23 protein-coding genes are annotated in these 26,380 nt (G+C 40.2%); 16 read left to right on the top strand and 7 right to left on the bottom strand.

Annotation, left to right across the window (positions count from 1 at the left end; all coding sequences use genetic code 11):
• Nucleotides 1-247 precede the first annotated feature (247 nt).
• The 4 genes from QZT26_RS07920 to QZT26_RS07905 all read right to left on the bottom strand — a co-directional run bounded on the left by QZT26_RS07920 (nucleotide 248) and on the right by QZT26_RS07905 (nucleotide 5,582).
• Nucleotides 248-1,018 (bottom strand): transglutaminase-like domain-containing protein, encoded by a 771-nt coding sequence (locus QZT26_RS07920; protein WP_295101527.1) that lies wholly within the window; start codon nucleotides 1,016-1,018, stop codon nucleotides 248-250.
• Nucleotides 1,019-1,138: 120 nt separating this feature from the next.
• Nucleotides 1,139-1,504 carry a response regulator gene (locus tag QZT26_RS07915; protein ID WP_099325138.1) on the bottom strand — a complete coding sequence of 122 codons (366 nt, stop codon included), beginning with the start codon at nucleotides 1,502-1,504 and terminating at the stop codon, nucleotides 1,139-1,141.
• 33 nt (nucleotides 1,505-1,537) lie between these two features.
• Nucleotides 1,538-3,613: an ATP-binding protein gene (locus QZT26_RS07910; protein WP_295101525.1), complete on the bottom strand. Its 2,076-nt coding sequence runs from the start codon at nucleotides 3,611-3,613 to the stop codon at nucleotides 1,538-1,540.
• Nucleotides 3,614-3,692: 79 nt separating this feature from the next.
• A complete protein-coding gene (locus QZT26_RS07905) occupies nucleotides 3,693-5,582 on the bottom strand; it encodes a radical SAM protein (protein ID WP_295101524.1) in 1,890 nt (629 codons plus the stop codon).
• A 558-nt stretch (nucleotides 5,583-6,140) separates the two neighbouring features.
• Between QZT26_RS07905 and QZT26_RS07900 the strand changes: the two genes are divergently transcribed.
• Complete coding sequence (locus tag QZT26_RS07900; RefSeq protein ID WP_099325141.1) at nucleotides 6,141-6,875, top strand: tetratricopeptide repeat protein; 735 nt, start codon at nucleotides 6,141-6,143, stop codon at nucleotides 6,873-6,875.
• A 178-nt stretch (nucleotides 6,876-7,053) separates the two neighbouring features.
• Here the strand turns inward: QZT26_RS07900 and QZT26_RS07895 are convergent, their stop codons facing one another.
• Nucleotides 7,054-7,257, bottom strand: coding sequence for a hypothetical protein (locus QZT26_RS07895; RefSeq protein ID WP_099325142.1), 204 nt, complete (start codon nucleotides 7,255-7,257; stop codon nucleotides 7,054-7,056).
• A 66-nt stretch (nucleotides 7,258-7,323) separates the two neighbouring features.
• On the bottom strand, nucleotides 7,324-8,010 hold the full coding sequence (locus QZT26_RS07890) for a tetratricopeptide repeat protein (RefSeq protein WP_099325143.1): 687 nt from the start codon (nucleotides 8,008-8,010) through the stop codon (nucleotides 7,324-7,326).
• A 623-nt stretch (nucleotides 8,011-8,633) separates the two neighbouring features.
• On the opposite strand from QZT26_RS07890, the gene QZT26_RS07885 reads away from it, so the two are divergent.
• Nucleotides 8,634-9,407: an AAA family ATPase gene (locus QZT26_RS07885; protein ID WP_099325145.1), complete on the top strand. Its 774-nt coding sequence runs from the start codon at nucleotides 8,634-8,636 to the stop codon at nucleotides 9,405-9,407.
• A gap of 183 nt (nucleotides 9,408-9,590) precedes the next feature.
• On the top strand, nucleotides 9,591-10,196 hold the full coding sequence (locus QZT26_RS07880) for a hypothetical protein (protein WP_099325146.1): 606 nt from the start codon (nucleotides 9,591-9,593) through the stop codon (nucleotides 10,194-10,196).
• Between the two features lie 94 nt (nucleotides 10,197-10,290).
• Here the strand turns inward: QZT26_RS07880 and QZT26_RS07875 are convergent, their stop codons facing one another.
• Nucleotides 10,291-11,097: a biotin--[acetyl-CoA-carboxylase] ligase gene (locus tag QZT26_RS07875; protein ID WP_099325147.1), complete on the bottom strand. Its 807-nt coding sequence runs from the start codon at nucleotides 11,095-11,097 to the stop codon at nucleotides 10,291-10,293.
• 466 nt (nucleotides 11,098-11,563) lie between these two features.
• On the opposite strand from QZT26_RS07875, the gene groL (QZT26_RS07870) reads away from it, so the two are divergent.
• The 13 genes from groL (QZT26_RS07870) (at nucleotide 11,564) to QZT26_RS07810 (ending at nucleotide 25,078) form a co-directional block, all read left to right on the top strand.
• On the top strand, nucleotides 11,564-13,258 hold the full coding sequence (gene groL, locus QZT26_RS07870; RefSeq protein WP_230405717.1) for a chaperonin GroEL: 1,695 nt from the start codon (nucleotides 11,564-11,566) through the stop codon (nucleotides 13,256-13,258).
• A gap of 89 nt (nucleotides 13,259-13,347) precedes the next feature.
• Nucleotides 13,348-13,638, top strand: coding sequence for a co-chaperone GroES (gene groES / locus QZT26_RS07865; RefSeq protein ID WP_099325149.1), 291 nt, complete (start codon nucleotides 13,348-13,350; stop codon nucleotides 13,636-13,638).
• Between the two features lie 49 nt (nucleotides 13,639-13,687).
• Nucleotides 13,688-15,307, top strand: a complete 1,620-nt coding sequence (groL, locus tag QZT26_RS07860) for a chaperonin GroEL (RefSeq protein ID WP_099325150.1) — start codon at nucleotides 13,688-13,690, stop codon at nucleotides 15,305-15,307.
• Nucleotides 15,308-15,825: 518 nt separating this feature from the next.
• Nucleotides 15,826-16,944 carry a molecular chaperone DnaJ gene (gene dnaJ, locus QZT26_RS07855; protein ID WP_295101519.1) on the top strand — a complete coding sequence of 373 codons (1,119 nt, stop codon included), beginning with the start codon at nucleotides 15,826-15,828 and terminating at the stop codon, nucleotides 16,942-16,944.
• 76 nt (nucleotides 16,945-17,020) lie between these two features.
• A complete protein-coding gene (locus QZT26_RS07850) occupies nucleotides 17,021-17,308 on the top strand; it encodes a zinc ribbon domain-containing protein (protein WP_099325152.1) in 288 nt (95 codons plus the stop codon).
• Nucleotides 17,295-17,498 carry a DNA gyrase inhibitor YacG gene (gene yacG, locus QZT26_RS07845; protein WP_099325153.1) on the top strand — a complete coding sequence of 68 codons (204 nt, stop codon included), beginning with the start codon at nucleotides 17,295-17,297 and terminating at the stop codon, nucleotides 17,496-17,498. The genes QZT26_RS07850 and yacG overlap by 14 nt, the downstream gene beginning before the upstream one ends.
• Nucleotides 17,491-18,696, top strand: a complete 1,206-nt coding sequence (locus QZT26_RS07840) for a hypothetical protein (RefSeq protein WP_099325154.1) — start codon at nucleotides 17,491-17,493, stop codon at nucleotides 18,694-18,696. The genes yacG and QZT26_RS07840 overlap by 8 nt, the downstream gene beginning before the upstream one ends.
• Nucleotides 18,697-18,840: 144 nt before the next feature.
• Nucleotides 18,841-20,181, top strand: coding sequence for a ribosome biogenesis GTPase Der (gene der, locus QZT26_RS07835; protein WP_295101515.1), 1,341 nt, complete (start codon nucleotides 18,841-18,843; stop codon nucleotides 20,179-20,181).
• A gap of 121 nt (nucleotides 20,182-20,302) precedes the next feature.
• A complete protein-coding gene (locus QZT26_RS07830) occupies nucleotides 20,303-20,959 on the top strand; it encodes a class I SAM-dependent methyltransferase (RefSeq protein WP_099327026.1) in 657 nt (218 codons plus the stop codon).
• Nucleotides 20,956-23,145, top strand: coding sequence for a UvrD-helicase domain-containing protein (locus QZT26_RS07825; RefSeq protein WP_164994371.1), 2,190 nt, complete (start codon nucleotides 20,956-20,958; stop codon nucleotides 23,143-23,145). Before QZT26_RS07830 ends, QZT26_RS07825 begins: the two co-directional genes overlap by 4 nt.
• Before the next feature lie 21 nt (nucleotides 23,146-23,166).
• Nucleotides 23,167-24,330 carry an IscS subfamily cysteine desulfurase gene (locus tag QZT26_RS07820; RefSeq protein WP_295101512.1) on the top strand — a complete coding sequence of 388 codons (1,164 nt, stop codon included), beginning with the start codon at nucleotides 23,167-23,169 and terminating at the stop codon, nucleotides 24,328-24,330.
• Nucleotides 24,331-24,358: 28 nt separating this feature from the next.
• Nucleotides 24,359-24,805 carry a Fe-S cluster assembly scaffold protein NifU gene (gene nifU, locus QZT26_RS07815; RefSeq protein WP_099325158.1) on the top strand — a complete coding sequence of 149 codons (447 nt, stop codon included), beginning with the start codon at nucleotides 24,359-24,361 and terminating at the stop codon, nucleotides 24,803-24,805.
• Nucleotides 24,806-24,847: 42 nt separating this feature from the next.
• Nucleotides 24,848-25,078 carry a sulfurtransferase TusA family protein gene (locus QZT26_RS07810; RefSeq protein WP_099325159.1) on the top strand — a complete coding sequence of 77 codons (231 nt, stop codon included), beginning with the start codon at nucleotides 24,848-24,850 and terminating at the stop codon, nucleotides 25,076-25,078.
• Nucleotides 25,079-26,380: the final 1,302 nt, after the last annotated feature.

Below are 26,380 nucleotides of genomic sequence, written 5' to 3'. Positions count from 1 at the left end.
TTTTAGCCTCTTCATAATTTGCACTGCTTGCATATGTACCATCCTTTTGCTCCTTATAAAGAATTATTCTTACTCAATTCCTTATAAGATAGCTTTTCTCTGCGAGTGGTACTATTTTACTTTGCCAGCTGGTACATTTTTACTCTACCATAATCACTCCCGTTTGCAAATCTGATAATCCTGCCACCGGGGATGTTTTTTCTGATTTTGCCAATAGGTGGTCATTCCTTTATCGGGCGATTCCGGGTTAATAGACTGTTTGCTGAGTGTTTTTTTTATCGCATAAACTTTTTAAAAGGAGGTGTGTTTTATTGAAAAATTTTCTTTCGGCAGGATATTGCTCAAGATATTTGTCCAGATGGAGAAAGGCAAGTTCATACTCCTTTTTTGCAACGTAGTTATCGATAAGCAGGATCATCGGACGATTATCATCTGGAATACACATCATTGCCTGTTCGCAAAATCTGATTGATGCGTCAAAATCCCCGTTAATATTGTGATTCCGGGCATTGTACAAGAAAATCTCTCCCACAAGTCCGATATCCTTCATGATCTTCTTTTTGGGATGATACCTGTCCTTCTTTTTAACAATCCCATCGCTGTGCGTGTGTTCAAATAAATATTCATGAGTATTATCAGAAACCATATTATAAATATGGCCGGGAACAAAAATATTTTTTACGTCAATGTCAAAATGCCGGCATAGAATGGTAAATCGTATTGCATAGGAAAGACAATTCCCGACCTTTATATTGAGAGTGTCCTTGAAATCGTAGCAATCCCTGTATATTCCTTCGCACGCATACTCTTTTAGCCAGGCAAAGATTATTTTGGCTTTTTCAATAGGATTATCAATGTTATTGACGTCAGTTTCTTTTGTAATTCGTGAAATAAGAAGGTCGATTTTTTTCTGATACGCCTGAATCTTTTTATCACTATGTACGCCCGAAGCGATAAGGCATGCGCGGTCAAACGGCATATCAAGACAGTTGTCTTTAATATCCCTGAGAAGAGACATTTCGCTCTCATTGTATGCATATTGACTTGTCGGATACGTTTGCCGGGCTGGTTGGCAACCAGGGAAAAAGAAGAAGTGTATGAGACAAAAAAGGAGCGGCAAGAAAGTTTTTTTCATGTGTTATTCTATTTTTCTTTTAATAACCTCCATTAATCGTTCCTGAGTGAATGGTTTTTCCAGATATGATACATCAGGGTCGATCTCAAATATTGTTTTATTCGAGTGGGGAGAAAAACTGCTGGCAACAATAACAGGGATGTCTTTGTATGGTGGACTGGATTTTAGTTGTTTGAGGAATTCATCGCCGGGCAATTTATCAAGCAATAAGTCGAGAATGATGAGATCCGGTTTCTCTGTTTCTATCATTTCCAATGCCTGTTTCCCGTCAAGGGCGTGAACGATGGTGTAATCAGTATCTTCAAGCATCATTTCGTAAAAAAAGAAAAACTCCTGCTCGTCTTCAACAATAAGTATTTTTTTACTCAAGTATCGCTCCTTTTTAATGAAATAGTGCCTTGTTTAGGAATTTTCGGACGGCGCCACCGGTAGTGTAAATTTGAAAGAAGCTCCTTTTCCAATGCCTTCGCAATCAACCCAAATCCTTCCTTTGTGTGCCTCGACAATATTTTTGCATAGTGCAAGCCCCACCCCGGAACCATACATAGTGGGATGTTCCTGGAAAAATCTTTCAAACAGTTTAGAATATTCTTCTTTGGGAAGCCCAATACCCATCCCGGTGTCTTCAACGGATATTTCCAGATAAGAACCTTTGCATTTCCCATAAATATTAATACTGCCGCTCTCCGTATATTTTATTGCATTATCGATCAGATTAATAAGTACACGCGAAATCTCGTTTTTGTCGCCAATGGTCACAGGTAAATTTCCTGAAGAATGATATGTTAATGTCAACCCCTTTTTTTTCGCCAGAAGCTTCATGCCCATAACAGTTTGATGAATAATTTCTTCCATTTGTATGGGTTCTTTTTTAAAGACGAAGCGGCCTGATTCAAGGACGGATAAATCGAGTATACTTTCAATCGTTTTCCTTAACCGTTGCAAACTGCTGTGGATAATTTGTTCGAATCTTTCTTCTTTTGAACGGTCGAGACTATCTTTTTTAATCTCATTCGTCCATAAATCTATGGCCATTTGTACTTGTGCAACAGGAGACTTTAATTCATGAGACACGTCCCGAATCATTTTGTCTTTCATTTGATCGAGGGTGAGTAATTCTTTGTATGCTTTTTCCAGATCATGGCTTTGTTTTTCAAGTTCTTTGTTTATTTGTGTCAGGTCCTTTGTGCGCTCTTCTATGATTTTCTCCAGATTGGAAGTGTATTCTTCCAGTGCGTGTGTTTTTTCTTCGACAAAGTCCGCCATTTTGTTGAAGAATTTTGATAATTCACCTATCTCGTCTTTTGCGGAGATGTTAACGCGTTTGCTGAAGTCGCCTTCAGAGATGCTTTTTGTCACATCGGTAAGATATACAATAGGCTCTGAGATTTTTTTCCCGAAGACGAATGCAAAAGATACAACGGCCAACGTGAGTAAAAACAAAATCGAGAAGGTTATTCTATGTAATTTTTTGACAGACACATACCATTCATCTTTGTCGATTTCTGCAATAATTCCCCATTCCAGTTCTGGCAACCATTGCCAGAACCCCAGAACGGTTTTTCCCCGGTAATCGATATAGCCATTTGCATCGTATCCGGAACCGCCTTTTAAACATTCCGCAACGCCTTTTGTAAAATTGCCGGTAAAGGGGGCGATTAATTTTAATTCAAGGGTTGTTCTTTGTTTTACCAGTCCGAAGTCTTTGAGAGAACTTAAAAACTTTGATTCAGAGATCATATACCCTTCTTTGTTAATGAGATATGTCTCTCCTGTTTTTCCAAGACGAACACTTCTCATGAGTTTATTGATTTCCATGACATCGATTCGCAGACACACGACGCCGATAATCTTACGTTCATATATTACCGGGGTAGTAATAAACAGCGTTGGCATGCCTTGCTCCAAACTACCATATTCGTTTATGATGGGAATTACAGAAGGAACTATTGGTGATACATAGGTAGTACCTATTATTGCCTGTTTAAAGAATTCAAAGCCGGACACATTGGTAATAACTTTCCCGGTTGAGGTGGTAATCTTTAAATCTCCGTTTCTGTCACAAATAAAGATTTCTTTATAACGGTAAGTGTCTCTCGTGTATTTTAGATGGTGTAGCAGCCGGTAAAAATTTTCGCTGCCTTCAGATTTATAGATTACGCCGGGGACGTTAGGATTTTCGGCAATCAACCAGATGTCCGCCTTTCGTTCTTCAATCCATTTTTCGATAAGTTCCGCCTGTTTATGGCCGATACTGTCGAGGTTTTGGATTAAAGCATCACGCAAAGCATGTTCTTCCTTTGGATAAATATATACTATCGTAATAAAGATGGGAAAGGTGGAAAGAAGGATTGAAGAGAAAATAATTTTTTGCTTTATGGAAGTAAAAGAAAAAAAATGAAAATTATGAGCTATTGCGGAGCAGTAGTTTTTCAGGTGCGAATAATGTTTCAATAACTGTTGCAGTAAGTTCTCCATACGCCACGCGCTAAAATAATGCTAAAATGTCATGTTTGTAAAACGTAATTTGAGGCCGAAATTATTTAGAAGTTGTTTTCTATTGGGATTTTTTTCTTATAAAAGAAGGAATGTTTTTCAAGTGTTGGTCAATTATTTCATTGGTAATTTCTTTTACCCCTATTTTTAGAGCAAAATCTTCAATTGATTTCTTTGCCTTGCTGCGAATGAACACTGGAATTCTTTTCAGGCGGATTTCGGCGTCTTCTGTCCATACAGGTGCTGTTCGCAATGTCTTTTTATTAATGGCAGAGTTGTTTAAATATGCCTGAAATTTTTTAATAATGCCGTCATTTTTGATAGTGCGTTCATTAAGAAATGCCTTGATTTTATCAACAACTTCTTTTTTATGGGAACCGGTAAATTTTTGCTTTGCTTTGTCCCACGCTTCCATACGAAGTTCATCAAAACCGATGTTTTTAATGCGTTGCGATGCAAGCATCATTGATTCGTCTCGTATCGCAGAAAGGAATTGAGATCTGATTTCGTGGTAACCGTGCTGCATCGCTTTTTTTTGCATAAGTTTGTAAATTCCCGGACGTACAAAATCCGGCGCGTTTAAAACGCGTTTCTTTGCTTCTTCAGACCATGGTATTTCATTATTTTCAGGATTTTCCGGTACAATATCTTCGGGATGTTCAGATACGGGTTTTGTTGTGGCAGCGTCCGGGAATGCTGTTTTATTGTTCGACATCATTTCTTCCCGCGCTGCCCTCATAACCCAGAGCGTTATTTCCTGATAATTATTTTGCGCTGCAAAACGTTCCACATTTTTTATAATCATTCCTCTTCCGAAAGAAGGTATTTGTTTCAGGATGGCGTGTGCTTCATGGCTCCAGTCCATGGTAAAACATTCTTCCGTGCCAAAGGTTTCAGAAGGTTTCAGTTGTATTACTTTGCTGCCCGACTTTCCAGGAATATAATTACACCAGGGATCTTCATCCATTTGGTTGTCTGTTGCGGTAAGGGCGCGGGCCCGGCATCCTTTGCAAATTTCTTTAAATTCACATATTCCGCATCTCCCGTTTAAATCAGCATGCCGTAAAGTTTGAAATCCGGCATTGTTGTTCCATATATCAACAAAACTTTTTTCTCTGACGTTTCCGCTAATGTCGGGTATGTATGGGCAAGGGGTGACGTTTCCTTCAGGGGTTATTCTGCAGTAATGTGTTCCCGCAGGACATCCACCGGCATATGTTCTTATCAGCGGCGAATTATTGTCATGTTCATATACAATTCTTCGGTAGTGCGGGGCGCATTTTGCACCAACCATCATCTTTCCCTTATATTTTTCATGAAGGGTGTACAGTTGCCGCAATGTTTGATCGTACTGTTCCGGTGTGATATCGGTTAAATCCTGCCCTTTGCCGGTGCATATCAAAAAAAACAAGTTGAACACCTTAGCGCCGAGTTTATAGGAAAAGTCGATAATATCGGAAATCTCCGTAATGTTATCCCGTGTAACAGTAGTTTGTATTTGAAATCCTATTCCCTGACGGCGGCACGCTTCTATTCCATTGAGAGTATCATCCCATGCGCCGGTTATTCCCCGAAAGGTATCGTGTTTTTCCGGGTGAATAGAATCGAGGCTGATGCCTACCCCTGAGACCCCGCATAGCTTTAACCTTTTTGCTTTATCATCGTCGATTACGTTTCCATTTGTTCCCAATACTACCATCATGCCTTTTTTAGATGCGTAATGCGATAAATCATAAATGTCATTTCTCAAAAGCGGTTCTCCTCCTGTCAAAATGAGTAAAAGATTGGGGTTGAGCTCCGCCATTTGATCGATAAGTTTGAACCCCTCTTTTGTATCAAGTTCATAGGGAGATTTTTTGGTTAATGCATTGGCGTCGAGATAACAATGGTCGCATTGTAAATTACAACGATAGGTTGTGTTCCATGAAATGGCGTATGGTTTGTATTGCATCAATAATTTCTATGGAATAAATTGAATTTCAGTGTATTCATTTTAAAATAAAAGACCGGTTTGTTTTGAGTATTGTACAAACGGGTTTCTTTATCTGCATCCCTTGCACATCATATACATACAGTAAAGTTTCTAGTCAAAATATATAAAATAAAAGAAAAAAAAACAATCATATAATCAAAAGAAGAAGGGACGGGGGCTTCGGTTTTAAGCATTTTTTGGCAAAATATTTAATGGTGAGATACGAAATACGCAACAAATTCTAAATTCACTCCGTTGTATAAAATTCAATGGTACATTATCTAACGGGGAAAAATTTTCAAATGTTTAAAACCGGTTTTTTTATTGGGATTTTGTATTTTAAAACTTGTTTCGTATATCGTGCTTGTTTGGTACTGGCTATGCCCTGGTTGGGTCATGGATGTTTCATTTTGTAAAAGTGTAAAAAAAATGCGTATGAAGTAATTTGCCTTGAATCCATTGGGATTGCTGATAGAATGAAAAAAGATACCTTTTTACAGTCAGTTCGTTCATTTTAATGTGGAGATAGTAAAGTCAATGAAAGTGATTATAAATAATTTGAATAAAGTAGTTCCCTGTGTCCTGATGCTTTTTGTTTTCTACGGATGCGGCAAGCCTCAATCCCCGGATAATATTGAGGCAAAGGATGCGGGTAATGTTGTTGAAGGTTATGCTGCATCGCAGGAAGAAAAAAAGATAGTCAAAATTCCTGAAAATATGACCGCGGAACAATATTATAATTATGGATTGGACAATATTAAAAAAGGGCAATTTGACGTATCAATTGCGGCATGGGAAAAAGCGATAGAGTTAGACCCGGCAATGGTGGCGGCATACGAAAAACTGGGAAAGGCGTATTATACGCAGGGTGAGTTTGATAAAGCCGGCCGCATTTATAGAAAAGCTATTGAGTTTGATCCCTACAATACAATGTTATATTTTAGTTTGGGGGTTGTGTACCGGATGAATTTGCAATATGAGGATGCAATTGATGCGCAACTGAAGGCATTATCACTGGACCCGAATCTCGCTATAGTCTATAATGAAATGGGCTTGATTTATTGTAAACAAAAGAGATTGGATGAAGCCGTTGCCGCTCATAAAAAGGCTCTTGAGCTCAATCCAAACCTGGGGAATGCGCACAATTATCTTGGTGTTGTTTATTTGTTGAAGGGTATGAGTAAAGAAGCAGAAATGGAATTTGCTGAATACAAAAAATATGAAGCTGGCGGCAATATGCCTTCAGGTCATGGTGCACCTTCTGCTCACTAAGGGAATTGGAAAGGCGTGTCAATTTTGCGGAAAAATTCTTTAATTGAGATTTGGTATTGCAATGTGTGGATGCTACGTTGTTATATGAATTTACACTCAGGTGTCGGTCGCTTAATGTCCGGCGCCATGATGAACAATGGTCGTGCCTTGCAAATGTTTCCCCTATGAATAAGCGCAACTAGTCGGAATGATCCTGCTTTTCCATGTATTTTAAGAGTGCCATTTGTGTGATGGCAAATTCTTCTATTTTTCTGGACTTATGTAAAACGTGAAGCCAGTCTTCCGTTGTGCCGTAAGGGCCTCCTTCATTTTTTAATGTTTTCTCTAAATTCTTTAAATCTAATTCCAATAACTCGAGTCTGTTCTTTATTTCTTTCATCATTAGTAGCTCCTGCTGTATTGACTAATTTGCCGGTTTCGCACAGACTCACGGGAAATAGTAAATTCATCACTTTCCTTTTTTGTCCAGCCCTTTAGCACGGTATGCGAGAACTAGTTTTTTTTGGAGCGCCTTATCTTCCGGTTTAAACCCTAATGCTTTTTTGTATTCATCAATGGCTTCATCAATTGCACCTGATGAAAAATAAACATCGCCAAGATTATAATGAATATTTGCCCTTTGCAGGGTTTTATTTGCCGGAATAAGGTGCAACGATTGTTTATATTCATTTGTCGCATCACTGTACAGTCCTTTGCTTTGATAAGCATACCCCAGGTTGTAATGTGTTTCCGGCGAGCCTGGATTCTGGGCAAGGTCTGTTTGAAAGGCGCATATTGCCTCGTCCTGCAACCCCATGTCACGATATAACAAGCCAAGGTAATAATAAATCCTGGGATAGCGGGTATCGTTTTCCAGTATTTCGTTATATGCGGCAAGCGCTTCTGAGTAGTTTCCCTGATTTCCACATGCAAGGGCGAATTGAAAAATCTCGTCTTTGCTCATTTGTTTTAATTTTGCACCGATGTTTTGCCGGGTGGGATTTGCTTTGTTTGTGTCGGTCTGAGCATTTTTAACGGCGTAATTTGCCGGAGCATAAAGCGTCCCTATGTTTGCGTATTTGGGATCTTCTTTGCCGCATCCAAGAACCGAACAAAAACAAAATAAACTACATAATATAGGGTAAGCAACTTTCATATTTCATTTGGCAGTAAAAAAAATTTTGGAGATCTAATCTCAATAGGGTAAATGAAACATGCGTGATTTTCAAGGAAAATAAGTGGCATTATCAATGTAAATTAACTGTTTGAAAAAGGATATGGAATTTATTACCAGTGAGAGCAACAAAGGTTTGCGGGCGTTTTATAAACGTATTTAATACGTGCAAAATATGACATGAAGATTCATTATTTTGAAATAGTTCGATACTGTTGTCAGTAAATAATTGAAAAAGCGGAAGACCTGGATGGAAAAGTTTAGTTGCAAATATAAAACGATTTTTGTATAGTTAACTTATTCTCAAATCAGGGGTTGCTGTTATATGTACAAGAAACAAAGGTATTGTCATGATCTAAGTCACTGGTATCGGCATTTTGATATAACTATTTGTTGTATTACAGGTTATATTAGCTGCTTACTAAAATACAAATTTATCGGTACATTACTCATAAACAATCAGAAACCTTTACGAAAAATAAGGAGAGTTTTGTTTTTTAAGTGAAATACAAATAATACACCTTTTTTGTTCCACGGAAAAATATTTAAACAGTAGTAGTAATTAATAAATTACACAACCAACCTGTAAAAGGAGGGTATACAAAATGAGAAGTATTGCATTGCTCAATCAGAAGGGGGGGGTAGGGAAAACTACTACAACTGCGAACCTGAGCGCATGTCTTGCGGCATTAGGGAGGAAGGTGCTGGCTATCGACATGGATCCTCAGGCTAATTTAAGCGTGCATCTTGGGGTGGACATTCATAATTTACAAAATTCGGTGTATAGTTTAATCATGGGGAATTGCAGTCCTTCGGAGGTGATTTTGCACACGGCAAATATTGGCCTTGATATTATACCCTCTACGATAGACCTCTCTGGGGCGGAGATTGAATTGGTAGGTATTGTTGGAAGAGAAACCGTTCTGAAAGAATATTTGGGGGACTCAATAAATGCGTATGATTATGTGCTTATTGATTGCCCCCCCTCGCTTGGGTTATTGACAATCAATGTTATGACGTTTGTGAATGAATTGTTCATTCCCGTACAAACTGAATTTTTTGCGTTGCAGGGAGTAAGAAAATTACTTGATACGTATGAGATTGTGAAAAAACGATTAAATCACAATCTGGAGATTACCGGCGTCATTCTTTGTATGTATTCAAGTCGCGCACGGCTTTGTAACGAGGTGGTGGAAAAAATTAGAGAATATTTTGACGAGAAAGTTTTTGACACGATTGTAAGAAAAAATATTAAACTTTCGGAATCTCCCAGCCATGGAAAGCCGGTTATTACCTATGCACCCGATTCACATGGATCCGAAGATTATATGTCTCTTGCAAAAGAGGTGATAAAAAGGGAAAACAATCATAGACGCTAAGAAATAGTATTATCCGTGTGTTTAAACCTCTCGATAGTTTGTTTTAGAGCTGATTTTCAATAGTGCAGATTTATTTTTGCAGAAGAAGATTTGTTCATTTTCCGGTAAAAGCGATCCTTCCTTTATAGCATTATATTGTGCATGAGGGTTGCGGTTATTACACCGAAAATTTCGAGGTAAAAGATGAAAAAGAAAAATGTACTCGGACATGATCCCCTGGCATGGATGAATTTGGAACGGGAAAGGAAGTCGCCGTTGCCTGAAGGTGTCAAAGAGGGAGATAAAAACGTGGTAGAAAACAAACAACAAAAAGTGCAGAATGCTGCAAAACAACAATCTTTCCCATTGCTGAAGGGGGATGAAGATAATAGTATTTCAAAGGGTAATCAGGCAGAAAGGGTTTTTAATGTTATCACCGGCAGTAATGAGCCTCCCCCGAAGCCAAAGGTCGTAATCGACCGTTTGTATGAAGAAATATCTAAAAAAGCTGCAACTACCATTTCACCGAGTAACGAGGCGATTGCAACGCCTGGCGCAGCAAATAGGTTTCAAAAAACAGAACCACCTTCCTCAGGCTATGGTGCAGCAAAGACAGGCATGGGCATGCCGTCAAGGGTAAATAAATTACCGGCTACTGGTTCTGGAGTACAGTTTTCTACGTATCTTATCGTTGCATACACGGTGTTGTTGCTTATTCTGGGATATTTTGTGTATACGGACTTCTCGAAGCGCACAAATAGACTGGAGGCAAAAATATATGCAATAGAGAGGGCATTGCGTTTAAGATAATAGTGGGAAAATGCGGACAGTTTTTTTGTAAAGGGCAAAAGGATATGATATTTTGTTTCTGAAAAATATATGCTTAATACCTTGCATGCTGTTTTCAGCTTTTTATTGTAGCGTGCTCACCCCGGAATATTTTCGTACCTCCATTCTGTAATTTTAACATTAACCCGCCGTTGTAGGATATTCCGATTACTTTGCCGGAATATTCCTTTCCATTGTCAGTGATTATCAGATCTTTCCCCACAGTTACACAATATTCTTTCCACTTTTCAGTAATATATTTAAAGTGTTCATCCCGAAGAATTAAATACCACTTATCGATATATTGGAGCAGTGTTCTGGCGAAAGATATACGGTTAACGTATTCTTTTTTTTCTATTGCAATTGATGTTGGAAGTATACTCGTTTTTTTCGGCAATTCGGTTTCTGTTGTGTTGATATTTATGCCGATCCCTATTAAAAATATGGGTTGTTTTTTGTGATTCTTTTCCATAGTTACCAGTACCCCCCCCCATTTCTTTCCTCCGATTAACAGGTCGTTTGGCCATTTGATTTCCGCTTGTAATAGGAAGGATTCACGAACCATTTCCGTTATTGCCACCGCTATAGTGCCTATTAACAGGCATAAATTGTCAGGTTTCATAGTATATTTGAGCAGAATGGTAAGGAGCAAGCCCTTGTATTTTGGGCAAAACCAAATATGGTTTGAACGGCCCCTGCCGTTCGTCTGTTCTTCGGCAAAAATGGTAGTGCCGTTTTTAAAATCTGTTTGTATAAGTTCCCTTGCTGCATCCATTGTGGAAGTGATTTTTTCATGATAAATAATTTCACTTCCGACAATTTTTGTCTTTAAGCCATCCATGATTTCTTCTGGTCTTAAAAGGTATGAGGCTTTTGTTTTCATTTAAGAGGGTGCTTTACAGTGTTTTTATACAAAATTATTATAGAAGAGTATTAATGAAACGCGGTCAATATCTGATATGCTTTCACTATATGTCAAAATTTATTTTGAAAGTCAATAGTATAAATAGAAAAAACAATTGTATCTTGTTTTTAGAGCAAATTTCCTTAATTTTATTTGGTTAAGCCTCTCGTCTTTGTCATAAGGATTTTTTGAGGAAATGAAAACTCTGCCATACTGACAGTTGCGATAGATGGCGGTTTTTTAATTCTGTCACTATGGCATATTCAATGGCTATAACTATATTGTTCCGCAAGGTGTAAAACTTAATATTTGTGCTGGTTAAGGCATATTATTAACAACAATTTGGCTGAGGCATGTGTTTTGCTCGTTACTGTTGGGTTAGTAAGTTTTATGATACTATCATGAGCGTAGTATAATCTCTATCCGGAATTTTGAAAGGAGGTACTTGATGGCGAAGCAATTGGCCTTTAGTGATGAGGCAAGAGCCGCGATTGCCAGAGGGGTGACAAAACTCGCAAGGGCAGTTAAGGTGACTTTGGGGCCAAGGGGCAGAAATGCTGTGTTGGATAAGGGGTACGGGAGCCCAACCGTAACTAAAGATGGAGTAACGGTAGCAGATGAGACGGAGCTGATAGACCCTTATGAAAATACAGGCGCCCGGTTGGTGAGGGAGGCTGCTTCAAAGACAAGTGATGTGGCCGGGGATGGCACCACAACTGCCACGGTTCTGGCTGAGGCAATATTTTTGGAAGGACTAAAGTGCGTGACGTCCGGCGCAGACCCAATGGCGCTCAACAGGGGGATGCGCAAGGCCCAGGAAAAGGTGGTAAGCAAATTAAAAGAAATGAGCAAAAAGGTTCAGAACCAAAATGATATTGCTAATATCGGCTCCATTGCGGCAAATAACGATAAAGAAGTTGGTAAAATGATTGCCGATGCAATGGATAAGGTTGGGAAAGATGGTGTGATCACCGTCGAAGAAGGAAAAGGTCTTGATACACGCGTGGAAGTAGTGGAAGGCATGCAGTTTGACCGTGGCTACCTTTCCCCGCATTTTGTAACAAATCAGGATACTATGGAGGTGGAATTAAAGGATCCCTATATTCTGGTATTCGAGGATAAGGTATCGACGATTAAGGGGCTTGTGCCACTGCTGGAAAAATTGGCGAAAACGGGAGTTCCTCTTTTAATTATAGCGGAAGATGTGGAAGGGGAGGCATTGGCAACCCTTGTTGTTAATAAACTTCGTGGCACTATAAGTTGTGCAGCAGTAAAAGCGCCGGGTTACGGAGACCGCAGGAAGGCTATGTTGGATGATATTGCAACCCTTACCGGCGGGAAGGCCATATTTAAAGATCTTGGAATTCAGTTGGAAAATATTGATATTCGCGATTTGGGGCGCGCTAAAAAAGTCACTATCGACAGTGATAACACTACGATTGTGCAGGGCGCCGGCAGCTCTGACGCCATATCCGGCAGGATCAATCAGATAAGAAACGAGATAGAAACAACAACCTCGGATTATGACAGGGAAAAGCTGCAGGAACGTTTGGCGAAGCTTGCGGGCGGCATTGCTCAGATTTTGGTGGGAGCCGCCACGGAAAGTGAGATGAAAGAAAAGAAGGCACGGGTTGAAGACGCGTTGCATGCTACGCGGGCTGCTGTTGAAGAAGGTATTTTGCCAGGCGGCGGTGTTGCTCTCCTCAATACCATTGAAGTTTTAGAAAAGCTTAAACTGGATGGTGATGAGGCAATGGGCGTTGATATTGTAAAAAAGGCTCTTTCCTCTCCGGCAAAACAAATATTTAAAAATGCCGGGCTTGAAGGGTCTGTAATTGTAAAGAAAATACTAGACGCCCGTGATTCTATGTATGGCTATGATGCAGACAAGGGAGATTACTGCAATATGATAGAGGCCGGCGTAATCGACCCTACGAAGGTGACGAGAAGCGCTCTCCAGAATGCCATAAGCATTGCCGGAATATTATTGACCACCGAATGCATTATTACCGATATCCCTAAGAAAGAAGGCGAAGGCATGCCATCTGGTATGCCTGGCGGTATGGGTGGCATGGGCGGTATGGGTGGTATGGGTGGTATGGGTGGTATGGGTGGTATGGGCGGCATGGGAATGATGTAGCCGTCAGGTTCGTTAAAAAGAGTATATAAAAGTTTTAGGGAAAAAGATTTTTTCAATCAATTTATTGCTAAGGAGGTAAATAAAAGAGTATGGCAAACATTAAACCGTTAGATGACAGGGTAGTTGTTCAGCCTATGGAAGCTGAGGAAAAAACAAAGGGTGGTATCGTTTTACCTGAGACAGCAAAAGAAAAACCAATAAAAGGAAAAATAATAGCAGTTGGCGAAGGAAAATTATTGGAAAATGGTAAAAGAGCAGATTTATTGGTAAAGGTGGGCGATGTGGTTTTATACGGAAAATACGCAGGAACAGAGGTTACGGTTGACGGCAAAGAATATTTGATTATGAGAGAAAGCGACATTTTGGCGAAAGTTAACTAAGCTTGAGCAATGGCAAATAATTAAATTGTAATTTCTTGGAGGTTATAACATGGCAGCAAAGCAGTTGATTTATGATGAAATTGCCAGGGGGTCGCTTCGAAAGGGGATAAGACAATTAGCAGACGTCGTTCGGGTAACTATGGGGCCTACCGGAAGGAATGTGATACTGGAAAAGGGTTTTGGCGCCCCCTCTGTTACAAAGGATGGTGTAACTGTCGCAAAAGAGGTTGAATTAAAAAATCCCTTTGAAAATATGGGCGCTAAAATGGTATGTGAAGTGGCGTCAAAAACCAGTGATATTGCAGGCGATGGTACGACTACTGCGACCATTCTGGCAGAGGCAATTTTCAATGAGGGGATGAAGTATGTCACCGCAGGCGCTAACCCTATGGCGCTCAAAAGGGGTATTGACAAGGCGGTGGACGTTGTGGTCGCAGAACTGAAACAGTTAAGCATCCCCATAAAAGGACGCGCAGAGATTGCGCAAGTGGGTACAATTTCTGCAAACAATGATGCTTCTATTGGAAATCTTCTTGCAGACGCGATGGATAAGGTAGGGAAAGACGGCGTGATTACGGTTGAAGAGGCGAAGGGGATAGAGACTACTTTAGAAATTGTTGAAGGTATGCAGTTTGATAAGGGGTATCTCTCTCCTTACTTCATAACAGATGCTCAAAATATGGAAGTGGTGCTGGAAAATGCATATATATTAATTCACGAGAAGAAGATATCCAGCATGAGAGATCTCCTGCCCTTGTTGGAAAAGATTGCAGGTAGCGGAAAACCATTTTTGATAATTTCCGAGGATGTTGAAGGTGAAGCGCTGGCAACTCTCGTTGTGAATAAGCTGCGCGGTGTATTAAGCTGTGCGGCGGTTAAGGCTCCAGGGTTTGGCGACCGCAGAAAGGCTATGCTGGAAGATATCGCAATATTGACGAACGGAAAGGCAATTACCGAAGATTTGGGATTAAAGCTGGAGAATATCGGGATAGAAGATCTTGGAGTGGCAAAGAGGATTACCATAAATAAAGATAACACGACAATAATCGAAGGTGCGGCTACGAAAGAAAACATTCAGGCCAGGATCCGGCAAATCAAAAATCAGATTGAACAGACAACGTCAAACTATGATAAAGAAAAACTCAGCGAGAGGCTTGCGAAGCTGGCTGGCGGGGTTGCGGTAATACACGTTGGGGCGGCAACCGAAGTCGAGATGAATGAGAAAAAGGCACGCGTGGAAGATGCTTTACATGCAACCAGGGCTGCTGTTGAGGAAGGTATTGTACCAGGGGGAGGCATCGCTTACATACGTACGATACCTGCACTGAAAGAGGCAAGTAAAAATGCTAACGGCGATGAGAAGATCGGTATGGATTTAATTGCAAAAGTGCTGGAAGCTCCCTTACGGCAAATTGCGAATAATACCGGGGCAGACGGTTCGGTGGTTTTTGAGGAAGTGAAGGGGCTTTCCGCAAATATGGGCTATAATGCCAATACTGGCGAGTATGTTGATATGTTCGTGGCGGGTATTGTTGATCCTGCGAAAGTATCGAGAGTGGCATTGCAAAATTCGGCAAGTGTCGCCGGTTTATTGCTGACAACTGAGACTATGGTGACGGAATATAAAGAGGATGAGGATGAAAAAATTATAAATGGCAGCATTCATTAAAATAATTTCAGAACTACTACTCATTATTAAAGTGAAAAGGCTGCTACATGTAGCCTTTTTGCTTTTGTACACACCACCACACTGTCATAAAAATCAGATACTCCTTCGCAGGTGATTTAAAATGACCATGTCAAAGCAGGAAAAACTATTAGGAACACGAGGAAATAGTGGTGACGTTCTGTAGCGGCAATTAATGAATTGCCGCTACAGGGCTTAATACCCGTAACTATTCAGCGTAAACGATACACGGCTCGTTCCCAAACCTTATACTGAACATAGTGAAGTATCTGTTTGGGAACGAGTTGTGCTCTGATCTCCGGTAGTTTAATAAATACGCTGAATAGTTACTAATACCCTGTGATTGCAAAGACCTTTCAAAAGGTGGACAATGTTTTAAGGCCGTACTGACGGCAGAATGGGTGTTTTAAAACTTCCTTGATTTTATTCTGTTCTATGCACTATAATTTTTTTGGTACTTTTTAAATAATTAGAGATAAAATTCGAAAAATAAAATACTTATGGGACGAGATTACTATCAAATATTGGGAGTAAGCAGGAACGCGGGCAGCGATGAAATAAAAAAAGCGTATCGACAACTGGCGATGAAATATCACCCCGATAGAAATCCCGGTAATAAAGAATCTGAACAAATGTTTAAAGAAGCGGCGGAAGCATATGGAGTATTGAGTGACGCCGAAAAGAAGAAATTATATGATCAATACGGAGAAGAAGGCCTGAAGGCCACAGGCACTCGTGGTTACAGCTCCTATGAGGATATCTTTGATGCGTTTGGAGATATATTTGGTGGCGGAAGTATTTTCGATGAATTTTTTGGCAAGGGAAGAGGCGGTGGAGAAGCCGGTAAAAGAGGGGCAAGTTTAAAATGTGATATCGAGATGGGGTTTAAAGAAGTTGCTACCGGCGTAGAGAAAAAGATCGAACTTATGCGAAGGGAAATATGCGATGCTTGCCGTGGTACTGGCGCTAAGGAAGGTACTTCTCCGGTTACGTGTCCTTACTGCGGAGGGAAGGGACAGGTGCAACAATCGCAAGGGTTCTTCACATTGCGCACTACATGTCCTAAATGCCGTGGCACTGGCAAAATTATCGAATCGCCATGCAGAAAATGCGGCGGAACAAAACGATATCCAAGAAGGGCGACAATATCGGTAAAGATCCCGGCAGGGGTAGAAGATGGCACAAGACTGAGACTGGTGGGACAGGGCGAACCAGGAGAGAATGGAGCATCTTCCGGTGATTTGTATTGTGATGTCCACGTCACGCCCCATCCAATCTTTCAGAGGCATGGAAACGATGTATTGTGTGAAGTCCCCATTAGTTTTGCACAGGCGGCATTAGGCTGCAAAATTGATGTCCCGACATTGTCTGGCAATATTATTCAGGTGAAAGTGCCTAAGGGCATACAAAATAACGAGATTATCCCTATTAAAGGTGAAGGGTTTCCTAATATACACAGGCATGGCAAAGGTAATTTGCTGGTTCAGGTGGTAGTTGAAACACCAACGAAGATTTCTTCGCGTCAGGAAGAATTGTTAAAAGAATTCGCCGAGCTGGAAAAAAATAATATTTCTTCCAGACAAAAGAAGTTTATTGAAAAAATGAAACAGGTATCATAATATTTTTTATTGAAAGGAGGTACAACTTAATTGTATTGCGGCTCTTTTGTGCTGCTGTAAAAATTAAGTATGATATATGCCAACATACGAATACAGATGTAATGAATGTAGTCATAAATTTGAAATGTTTCAATCTATAAAATCAGATCCGGTGAAGGAATGTCCTTCCTGTGGTCGTTTTTCTGTGGAAAGAATTATTGGGACGGGTGGGGCAATAATTTTTAAAGGTTCAGGATTTTACCAGACGGATTACCGGAGCGAAGAATATAAATCCAGTGCAAAAAAAGAATCAGAAATAGCAAAGCCGGAAACAAAGGATAAAAAACAAGAGAAAAAGACAGAAAAAACGCATGCAGAAAATTAATTGTCCGAATTGCAGAAAAATACTCTTTTACCAGGTGATTAAGGATTTGCCCTATTTCCCTTTTTGCAGCAACAGGTGCAAATTGGTTGATTTTGGTGCCTGGTTGGATGAGAGTTACTGTATAGGGGAGCCGATGGGGAGTGACGGGTCAACATGTATATATGAAAAGGGAGAGGAAATGGATGGTTAAAACAAAGACACACGTACATAGCTGGCGCGATATTTTTGTTGCTTTTAAAATGGCATTTGATCCTAAGATGATGTTTCTCGGGTATGCAGGCCTTCTTATCAGTTTAGCCTGGTGTATGACGGCGGCATCTTTTTTTTCTGCACTAAAAATAATAAATTTATCACCGTTCTTTTTTACGAAAATTATTTTATCCCCGATGCGGGATAATTGCCCCATACATGGAGCAAATTTTTCATCTGCCGCAGCGATGTTCAGTGTGGGCGGATTTATATTCTTTATAACAATTGCTCTGGGACTCCTGGCAATATGGTCATTTTTTGGCGGTGCAATTACCAGAATAGCTGCACTGGATTATGCGAGGGATGAAAATGTTAGGTTAATAGATGCTGTTATATTTGCCAGAAAAAAATTCTGGTCATTTTTTTGGTCGCCAATGATTCCTTTTATAGGGGTGTTTTTTTTCGGAATATGCAATGTAATTGGCGGTTTAATAGGAAGGATACCGGTATTGGGGGAATGTGTGGTTGCTTTAGGGTTTCCCTTTGCCTTTGTTGCCGGCTTATTGATGGTGTTAGTCGGGATAATAGGTGTATTGGGTATGTGTTTTATGTACCCTACCATTAGCGCTGAAGGGTCGGATGCATTTGACGCGGTAAGCCGTGCATACAGTTATGTAATTTCAAGACCAAAACGGTTTTTGGGGTATTGTGGAATATATATAGTATATGGCATTATTTGCGTTTCAATAGTTGCTTTTTTTGCATGGCTGGTGATTCATCTGTCTTTCTGTACGGTAGGATTTGGGATGGGAGAAAAATTTTATACCGTTAAAGCATATATACTGCAACGATATAATATTGCATGTTTAGGCTTTTGCATGAAGCCTGCTGACGAATCAAAGGCAGTGGCATCTGTTCTTGCCGGGTGGTCTCTGAAATTCCTTGCGGGCATGTTGATTGTTTATATCTTTTGTATTAAATTGGCCGTATGGAATTTTTTTATTAACTATGTATTTTCCGCGAAAACAGTTATTTATTTTTTATTGAGAAAAGAAATAGATAGTACCAATGTTACCGATGTGTATTTGGAAAATAACAGCCGGAATGAACTGACGACTGATATTAAAAATGATGATATAAAGAAACTTTCCGAAAATACACACAATGATGATGTCCGGAGTGACCAATTTAAGGAATAATCGTATTGCCTTGCCAATTCAATTCATGCAGAGCATCAAATGCATTTCCTTCCACACTGTTTGATGGAGCCGTGACACAATAAATAATTGTGACAGGTCTTTTAAAACCAAACCTAATTTAATAGCAATCAATTTGAGGTAAAAATGCAGATACCGGTAGCAGTAATTGTCGGAAGGCCAAACGTGGGAAAATCTGCGTTGTTTAATTGTTTTTCCCGACGGAGAATATCTATTGTTGAACCTACCTCCGGTGTAACCAGAGACCGGGTATCAACCGAAATACGCCATAAGGATTGTGTGTTTGAGTTGGTTGATACTGGCGGCATGGGGATAACAGATTCAGACGGCCTTACAGAAGATATTGAGATGCAGATAGAAGTAGCGCTTGCGGCGGCGGATGTTGTTCTTTTTGTTGTTGATGTACGCAAAGGCGTCACGCCTTTAGATAGAATTGTCGCAGAAAGATTACGGCATGTAAAAAAGGAAGTAATCCTTATCGCAAATAAGGTCGATACACCGAAATTTGAGCATTCAATGGGCGAATTTAACGAACTGGGTTTTGGAGAACCACACCCGGTTTCTGCAATAGAAGGATATGGCAGGTCGGACTTGCTTGACAAAATCATTTCTCTTTTTCCTCTCCAGGAACCTTACGACAATACAGATTCCGTACCTATTATGAAAATGGCAATAGTAGGGAAGCGAAATGCGGGAAAATCCACTTTAATTAATACCCTTGCCAGAAAGCAACGTGTCATTGTAAGCGAGGTGCCTGGAACGACAAGGGATTCAATTGACGTGAAATTTGAAATGGATAATAAACAGTTTTTAGCAATAGATACCGCCGGTGTACGCAAAAAAAGCCAGGTAAAAGATTCTATCGAATTTTACAGCATGGCTCGTGCGGAAAGGTCTATCCGGCGGGCAGATGTGGTATTGTTCCTGATTGATGCAACCCTCAAAATCTCAGATGTAGATAAGAAGTTAGGGGCGTACATCGACCTGGAAAGAAAACCATGTGTGATCGTTATTAACAAATGGGATTTGGTTAAGGGCATTGAAACAGAAGAATATCATGAGTATATAAATAAAAGCCTGCCGGGTCTTTCATTTGTCCCTATTTCATTTATTAGCGCCAAAAACAACGATCACGTTGCCGAGATGATTCACCTTGCGATGGATCTTTATGAGCAGGCCAATACAAGGGTTTCAACGTCGGAGTTAAATAAGGTGGTAGAAGATGCCCTGAAGTTGCAACGTCCCGGGCAAAGAAAGTCAAAAACACCGAGGATATATTACTGTACTCAAATAAGTGTCGCCCCCCCTACATTTGTAATATTTGTAAATGACCCCACACTTTTTGATAATAATTATGAACGATACCTTGGTAATCAGCTTCGCCGCAAACTGGCATTCCCGGAAATTCCTCTTAAATTTTATTTCCGTCAAAGATCACAGACAAAACAGAAAACGGAACATTCATAGTTCATATTTAAATCAGTTGTGGATTCAAAAGACAAAAACCCAACAAATTTTCCCTGTAAGTATTTTCTACAGATAAACCGCAAATAAATTTCTTAAAACCCATCCCCGAATGCATCCAAAAATGCTGAAGATCATAAAATATAATAGTTTTTATCTTGGTTTTTTGTTTATAATGTTTTTTTTAATATGTGTAACTGTATTATTTGCAGGTGACCAGGATAAATTGTTTTGGGATAGCAGATATAAGACGGAGGAATATATTTTTGGCAGGGAGCCTACCGCATTTTTAAAGGAACATATTAGTCTTTTACCCAAAGGAAAAGCATTGGATGTTGCAACGGGCGAAGGCCGCAATGCCGTTTTTTTGGCAAAAAACGGGTTCGAGGTGGACTGCTGCGATGTTTCTGCCGTCGCCATTGAAAAGGCAAAAAATCTGGCAAAAGAAAACAATGTCCGCATTAATGCATTTGTAGCGGATTTGAAAGACTATAAATTGCCCAAAAATTCCTATGATGCAATAACCTGTTTTTACTACTTACAAAGGGATCTCATTCCTCAAATAAAGGACTCTCTCAAGGTCGGGGGAATGATCATGTACGAGACCTTTACTGTTGAGAATGCTGAACGCGGTTTTGACGGGCCTAAGAACAAAGAATATTTATTAAAACCGAATGAGCTGCTGTATTTTTTCATGGATTTTAAGATTATTTATTACCGGGAACTCGTTTTAGACGATAAAAAGGCGATAGCAAGTTTAATTGCGGAAAAATACAAATGAAATTTTTAGAAGATGTTACGGACAAACAGCGTGAAGCGATTACCCATATTGACGGTCCTCTTTTGATTGTTGCGGGCGCGGGTAGCGGAAAAACACGGGTAATCACACGGCGTATCGGCTATTTAATGTCGGAAGGTATTTCCCCATACAATATATTGGCCATAACATTTACCAATAAGGCGGCAAATGAAATGGCTGAAAGGGTGAAAAAATTTTCCTCTCATAAAGGAATGTGGGTCTCCACATTCCACAAGATGTGCTCAAGAATTTTAAGAAAAGATATAGAATTGCTTGGTTATTCAAAAGATTTTACCATTTACGATACGGTGGATCAATTGAACAGGATTAAATCCATCATGGCCGATTTAGAGATTGATACCGCCCACTGGAAGCCGAGGAGTATTATAAGTTCCATCAGCAATGCCAAGAACAAACTTATCGACCATGAACGATTCGCTGCAACAGCGTCAGATATTTATCACCAAATGGTTGCAAAAATTTATAAAAAATATGATACCATGCTAAAATCCGGCAATGCTCTGGACTTTGATGACCTTCTCATAAAGACGGTTGAACTTTTAAAAATACGCCCGGATGTATTGTCTTCATATCAGGAACGGTTTAAATATATCCTCATCGATGAATATCAGGATACTAATTTTGTTCAATATGCTATCTCACGGCTGCTTGCACAGAAATACAAAAATATTTGTGTGACAGGAGACCCTGACCAGTCGATTTACGGCTGGCGCGGTGCGGATTTAAGAAACATAATGGATTTTGAAAAAGACTATCCCGACGCCAGGGTCGTGCTACTGGAGCAAAATTACCGTTCGACAAAGAACATCCTGCTGGCGGCATCGAGTGTTATTCAAAAAAATAAGTACAGGAAGCAGAAAGAAATCTGGACGGAAAATGAACATGGGGAAAAGATAAAGACAATACATTGCGAGAATGAACATAGCGAGGCGGAAGAAATCGCAAAAACAATCAGGGCGCTGCGCGGAAATGGAATAAAATATACGGAGATAGCCCTGTTTTATCGTACCAATGCCCAATCCAGGACGCTGGAAATAGCACTCAGAAATGCCGGGATTCCCTATGTAATAGTTGGCGGCGTCGAATTTTACCGGCGAAAGGAGATAAAAGATATACTGGCGTATATTAGATTATGCGTAAATCCATGCGATGACTCGGCGTTAGAACGTGCGATTAATACGCCGGCCCGCGGTATTGGAACTACTACAGTTAAGAAAATAAAAGAATGGGCTGAGAGCCGGGAGTCAACACTATTCAACGCCATTGGGATTGTGGATGCAATTCATGAAGTCACCGGCAAATCTGCCGCGGCAATAAAAAGGTTTTATGAACTAATTATGGTCTTGCGCCATATGCCGGAGACGTCAGTGGAAAAAACACTTAAAAGCATAATTGACAAAACAGGGTATATCCATTTTCTCAGAAAATCTGAAGAAAAAGAGTCTGAGGACCGCATAGCGAATGTGGAAGAATTGGTGAATGCTGCCCATGAATATGATGCAAACCATACTGACGGTTCTTTACAGGGTTTTTTAGAGGAGGTGGCGCTGATTTCCGATTTGGATACGGTTGAAGACCTGGCGGAAGCGGTGACACTTATGACATTGCATACGGCGAAGGGGCTGGAATTTCCGGTCGTGTTTATTTCCGGTATGGAAGAGGGTTTATTACCTCATTCAGAATCGCGGATTTCAGAGGAAGAAATTGAAGAAGAACGGCGGTTGTGCTATGTGGGCATAACCCGGGCGATGAAAAGGCTTTTTCTTACGTACACAAAAAGGAGGATGAGATACGGTCAATTGATACCATGTGTAGCATCCCGGTTTTTAGATGAAATACATGCTGACTGCATGGATAGGCTGGATAAGACGGAAAACCATTTTTCTTACGAATATCAGGGGAAGAGTAATTCATGGGAAAACGACGCAGTGGAAGCCTGCGATGTGTTATCAGAAAGTGACGTATTTCTCTCCGGAAATGTCCGGACTTTTTTAAATGGCGAGGTGGTACGGCATCCTGTGTTTGGCATCGGAAGGGTCCTGGAAATGCAGGGAAGCAATGAGAAGGCAAGTGTTAAAGTGAGTTTTAATATCGGCGGAACAAAGAATCTCATGCTGGCATATGCGAAATTGGAAAAAGTAACTTAGGATGAAAAGAAGGGAGGTATAATGAAAAAACTTTACATGGATAATACCGCGGGAACGCCAATGCATCCACAGGTGATAGATGCAATTATCCCATTTTTAAAAGAAGGGTATGGCAACCCTTCCAATATACATCAGTTTGGAAGATTTACAAGCGATGCAATACGAAGTGCGCGTGAGAGTGTGGCAAATCTTATTAACGCAAAAGCAAACGAAATTATTTTTACCTCAAGCGGAACTGAGGCAAATAATTTTGCAATAAAAGGCATTTCTGCCGCAAACAAAAAGAAAGGTAATCATATTATCACCTCTGCAATAGAACATTTTTCCGTACTTAATCCCCTGAAATCCCTGGAGAAATCAGGATATGAAATTACCTGTTTGCCGGTTGATAAGTATGGATTGGTAAGTCCTGACGATGTAAAAAATGCGATTAAACCGACAACGATATTGGTCTCGATACTGTTTGCCAATGGCGAAATCGGGACAATCGAACCGATCAGAGAAATTTCGGCGGTTGTTAAGGCAAAGGACATTATTTTCCATACAGACGCCGTTGCCGCGGCAGGAAATATTCCTATAGATGTTGCAGATGTGGCGGTTGACGTGTTAAGCATGTCTGCAAACCAATTTTATGGCCCGTCAGGAACAGGTGCGCTTTATGTGAGAGAAGGGGTAAGGCTTCTTCCCTTGATAGAAGGCGGGGTGCAGGAAGGCGGCAGAAGGGCTGGAACGGAAAATGTTATCGGTATTGTTGGCATGGGAAAAGCGGCTGAATTGGCAAAGAGCGAAATGCCGCAACGAACAAAACAGATACAGAAATTAAGAGATATGCTGCACGACGGGTTGTTGGAAAAAATCAGCCATATCCATATAAACGGGCATTCGACAAACAAGCTTCCGGGAAATCTGAGTGTGTGCATAGAATTTATTGAAGGTGAATCAGTGCTGTTGTTTTTGGATATGCAGGGCATTGCAATTTCAAGCGGTTCCGCATGCACTTCACGCTCTTTGAAGGCGTCACATGTAATAATGGCGACAGGCGTAGACCCTGCGCTGGCTCAGGGTACGGTACTTTTTAGTATCGGGAGGGAGAATACGGAAGAAGACGTTGAATGTGTCCTTGAAAAATTGCCTCCCATTGTGGAACGTCTTAGACAGATGTCCCCATTGTACCAGCAGAAATAACAGAAAATAATAATAAGGAGGTATATATATGCAATATAGCGCAAAGGTAATGGATCATTTTGCAAATCCGCGTAATGTAGGAGAAGTTGCTGAGGCAGATGGCGTTGGCGAGGTGGGAAACCCTGCATGCGGCGATATCATGAAGATGTCCATTAAGGTGAAAGATAATGTAATAGTTGACGCAAAGTTTAAAACATTCGGCTGCGGGGCGGCTATTGCAACTAGCAGTATTTCTACAGAAATGATTATAGGAAAAACGCTTGACGAAGCGTTGCGGCTTACCAATAAAGCAGTCGCAGAAGCATTGGATGGCTTGCCGCCGGCAAAAATGCATTGTTCTGTATTGGCAGAAGAAGCAATTGAAGCCGCTATCGATGACTACCTTAAGAAAACAACGGGAAAAGGCCTGGAGAAAAAGAAGGGGCATTCACACGAAGAGCATCACCACCATGAACCCGATTTCCGGCCAAATTAACGCATTGTGTTTTATGCAATAATAAAGAGAGGATTCATAGCAATGAAAGCGGATGAAACACTCGATTGTTACGGACTTATGTGTCCGATGCCCATTTTTAAAACCGCAGGCAAGATGAACGAAATAGCGCCGGGCAAAATACTTGAGATAATCGCTACAGATGAAGGAATTAAAAAAGACATTGTTTCGTGGTGCAATAGCACGGGAAATGAGCTTTTAGAGATAAACGAAGAAGAAGGAGAGATTCACCTGTTTGTGAGAAAATCGAGTTAGGATTTAGGTTTGACCCCAAGCCCCTCCCAAGAGGAGAATACTTGGAGTCCCCTCTTGGGAAGGGTAAGGGGTGGGTTCAAGTTATAATGAATAATTTTGAATGCTCGCTCCATGAATTTACACACATTCAAGTAAAATATCAGTCAACGGCTTTCTTTTTTACAAAAAATCTGGAATATACCCAATTCCATATAGAGCACCTGCTTGTAGAGGAAAACAAGGGCATTTAACGCCTGATTCCTGGTGTTTGCTGCAACATTTTGCGGTGGCCAGAAATGAAATATATTGTGCAACTTCCTTTTCTCCCAGTCACATATCAAACAAATCAAATTCGTGAAGGCTTAATTTTCGTAACACTTTAGTTTTTTGAAAAATGTATTACCTATAAGCTCCGTAGGAGTGGCCTGTTTGTAGCAAAATAGAATATTATAACAGATATTAGCTCCGTTAGGAGCGACCTGTCTCTTGTAAATCCATATTAAACAGGTCTGCCTGAATACGGACAGGCCGCTCCTACGGAGCTATTTACCTTATTGAATTTTATTGCGCTACAAACAGACCGCCCCTGACGGGGCTACATGGTATTTTTTCTATCACGGGAATTTTTCAAAAAACTAAAGTGTTACTAATTTTCTCATATCACAAAACGCATGTTTGAATCCGTAAGATTCTGCAAACATCGGAAACAAATTTTTTCCCAGATACCGTGGGACGCAAAAGTATATCCCGCATGCAGTCACAAAAAAAATATTGCTGCAATAATAACCTTTTGAAATAAGAGCTTGTTGTTTCGATGTATTTCAGTGATTCTTTTACCCGGATAAGATAATTTATTTCATAATTACAGAAAAGAATATAGTATTGGGGAAAAAGTGGAAAAGTTGTCATAACAAAGTTGCCCGGGTTTAAGGATTTTTGGTATGTATCATATCCTCGGTTGAGGGTTATTTCTGTCATGAAACGAATGAACAAATCAGCTTCATATATTTATGAAACAAAATAGTTAACCGCACGGAGTATCTCTGTTCACATATTTCCAATATAGGTAAAATTTGAATATGTGCCTTGCAATTCTTTATTTTTATAAGTGCTTTTTGTTCTGATGTAAAATATTTAACGTGCCTTCAAATAGAGAAAAGCCATCAAGGATCAGCTTTCAGGCGTTCATAATTTTTATACCTAAATCCTGCAAACGATTTTCGCAATGCGAAAATCAGTATTTTCCACTACCAAGATTGGCAAAAAGCGATAACAGATATCCGTTTTTTAGCAATTGTGGTAGCGCTATTGTACTACTTTAAA

Source organism: uncultured Candidatus Kuenenia sp., assembly GCF_900696675.1.
GTDB classification, from domain to species: Bacteria; Planctomycetota; Brocadiia; order Brocadiales; family Brocadiaceae; genus Kuenenia; species Kuenenia stuttgartiensis_A.
Note: the sequence above shows the minus strand (reverse complement) of the source record. Positions and strands in the feature narration are given on the sequence as shown.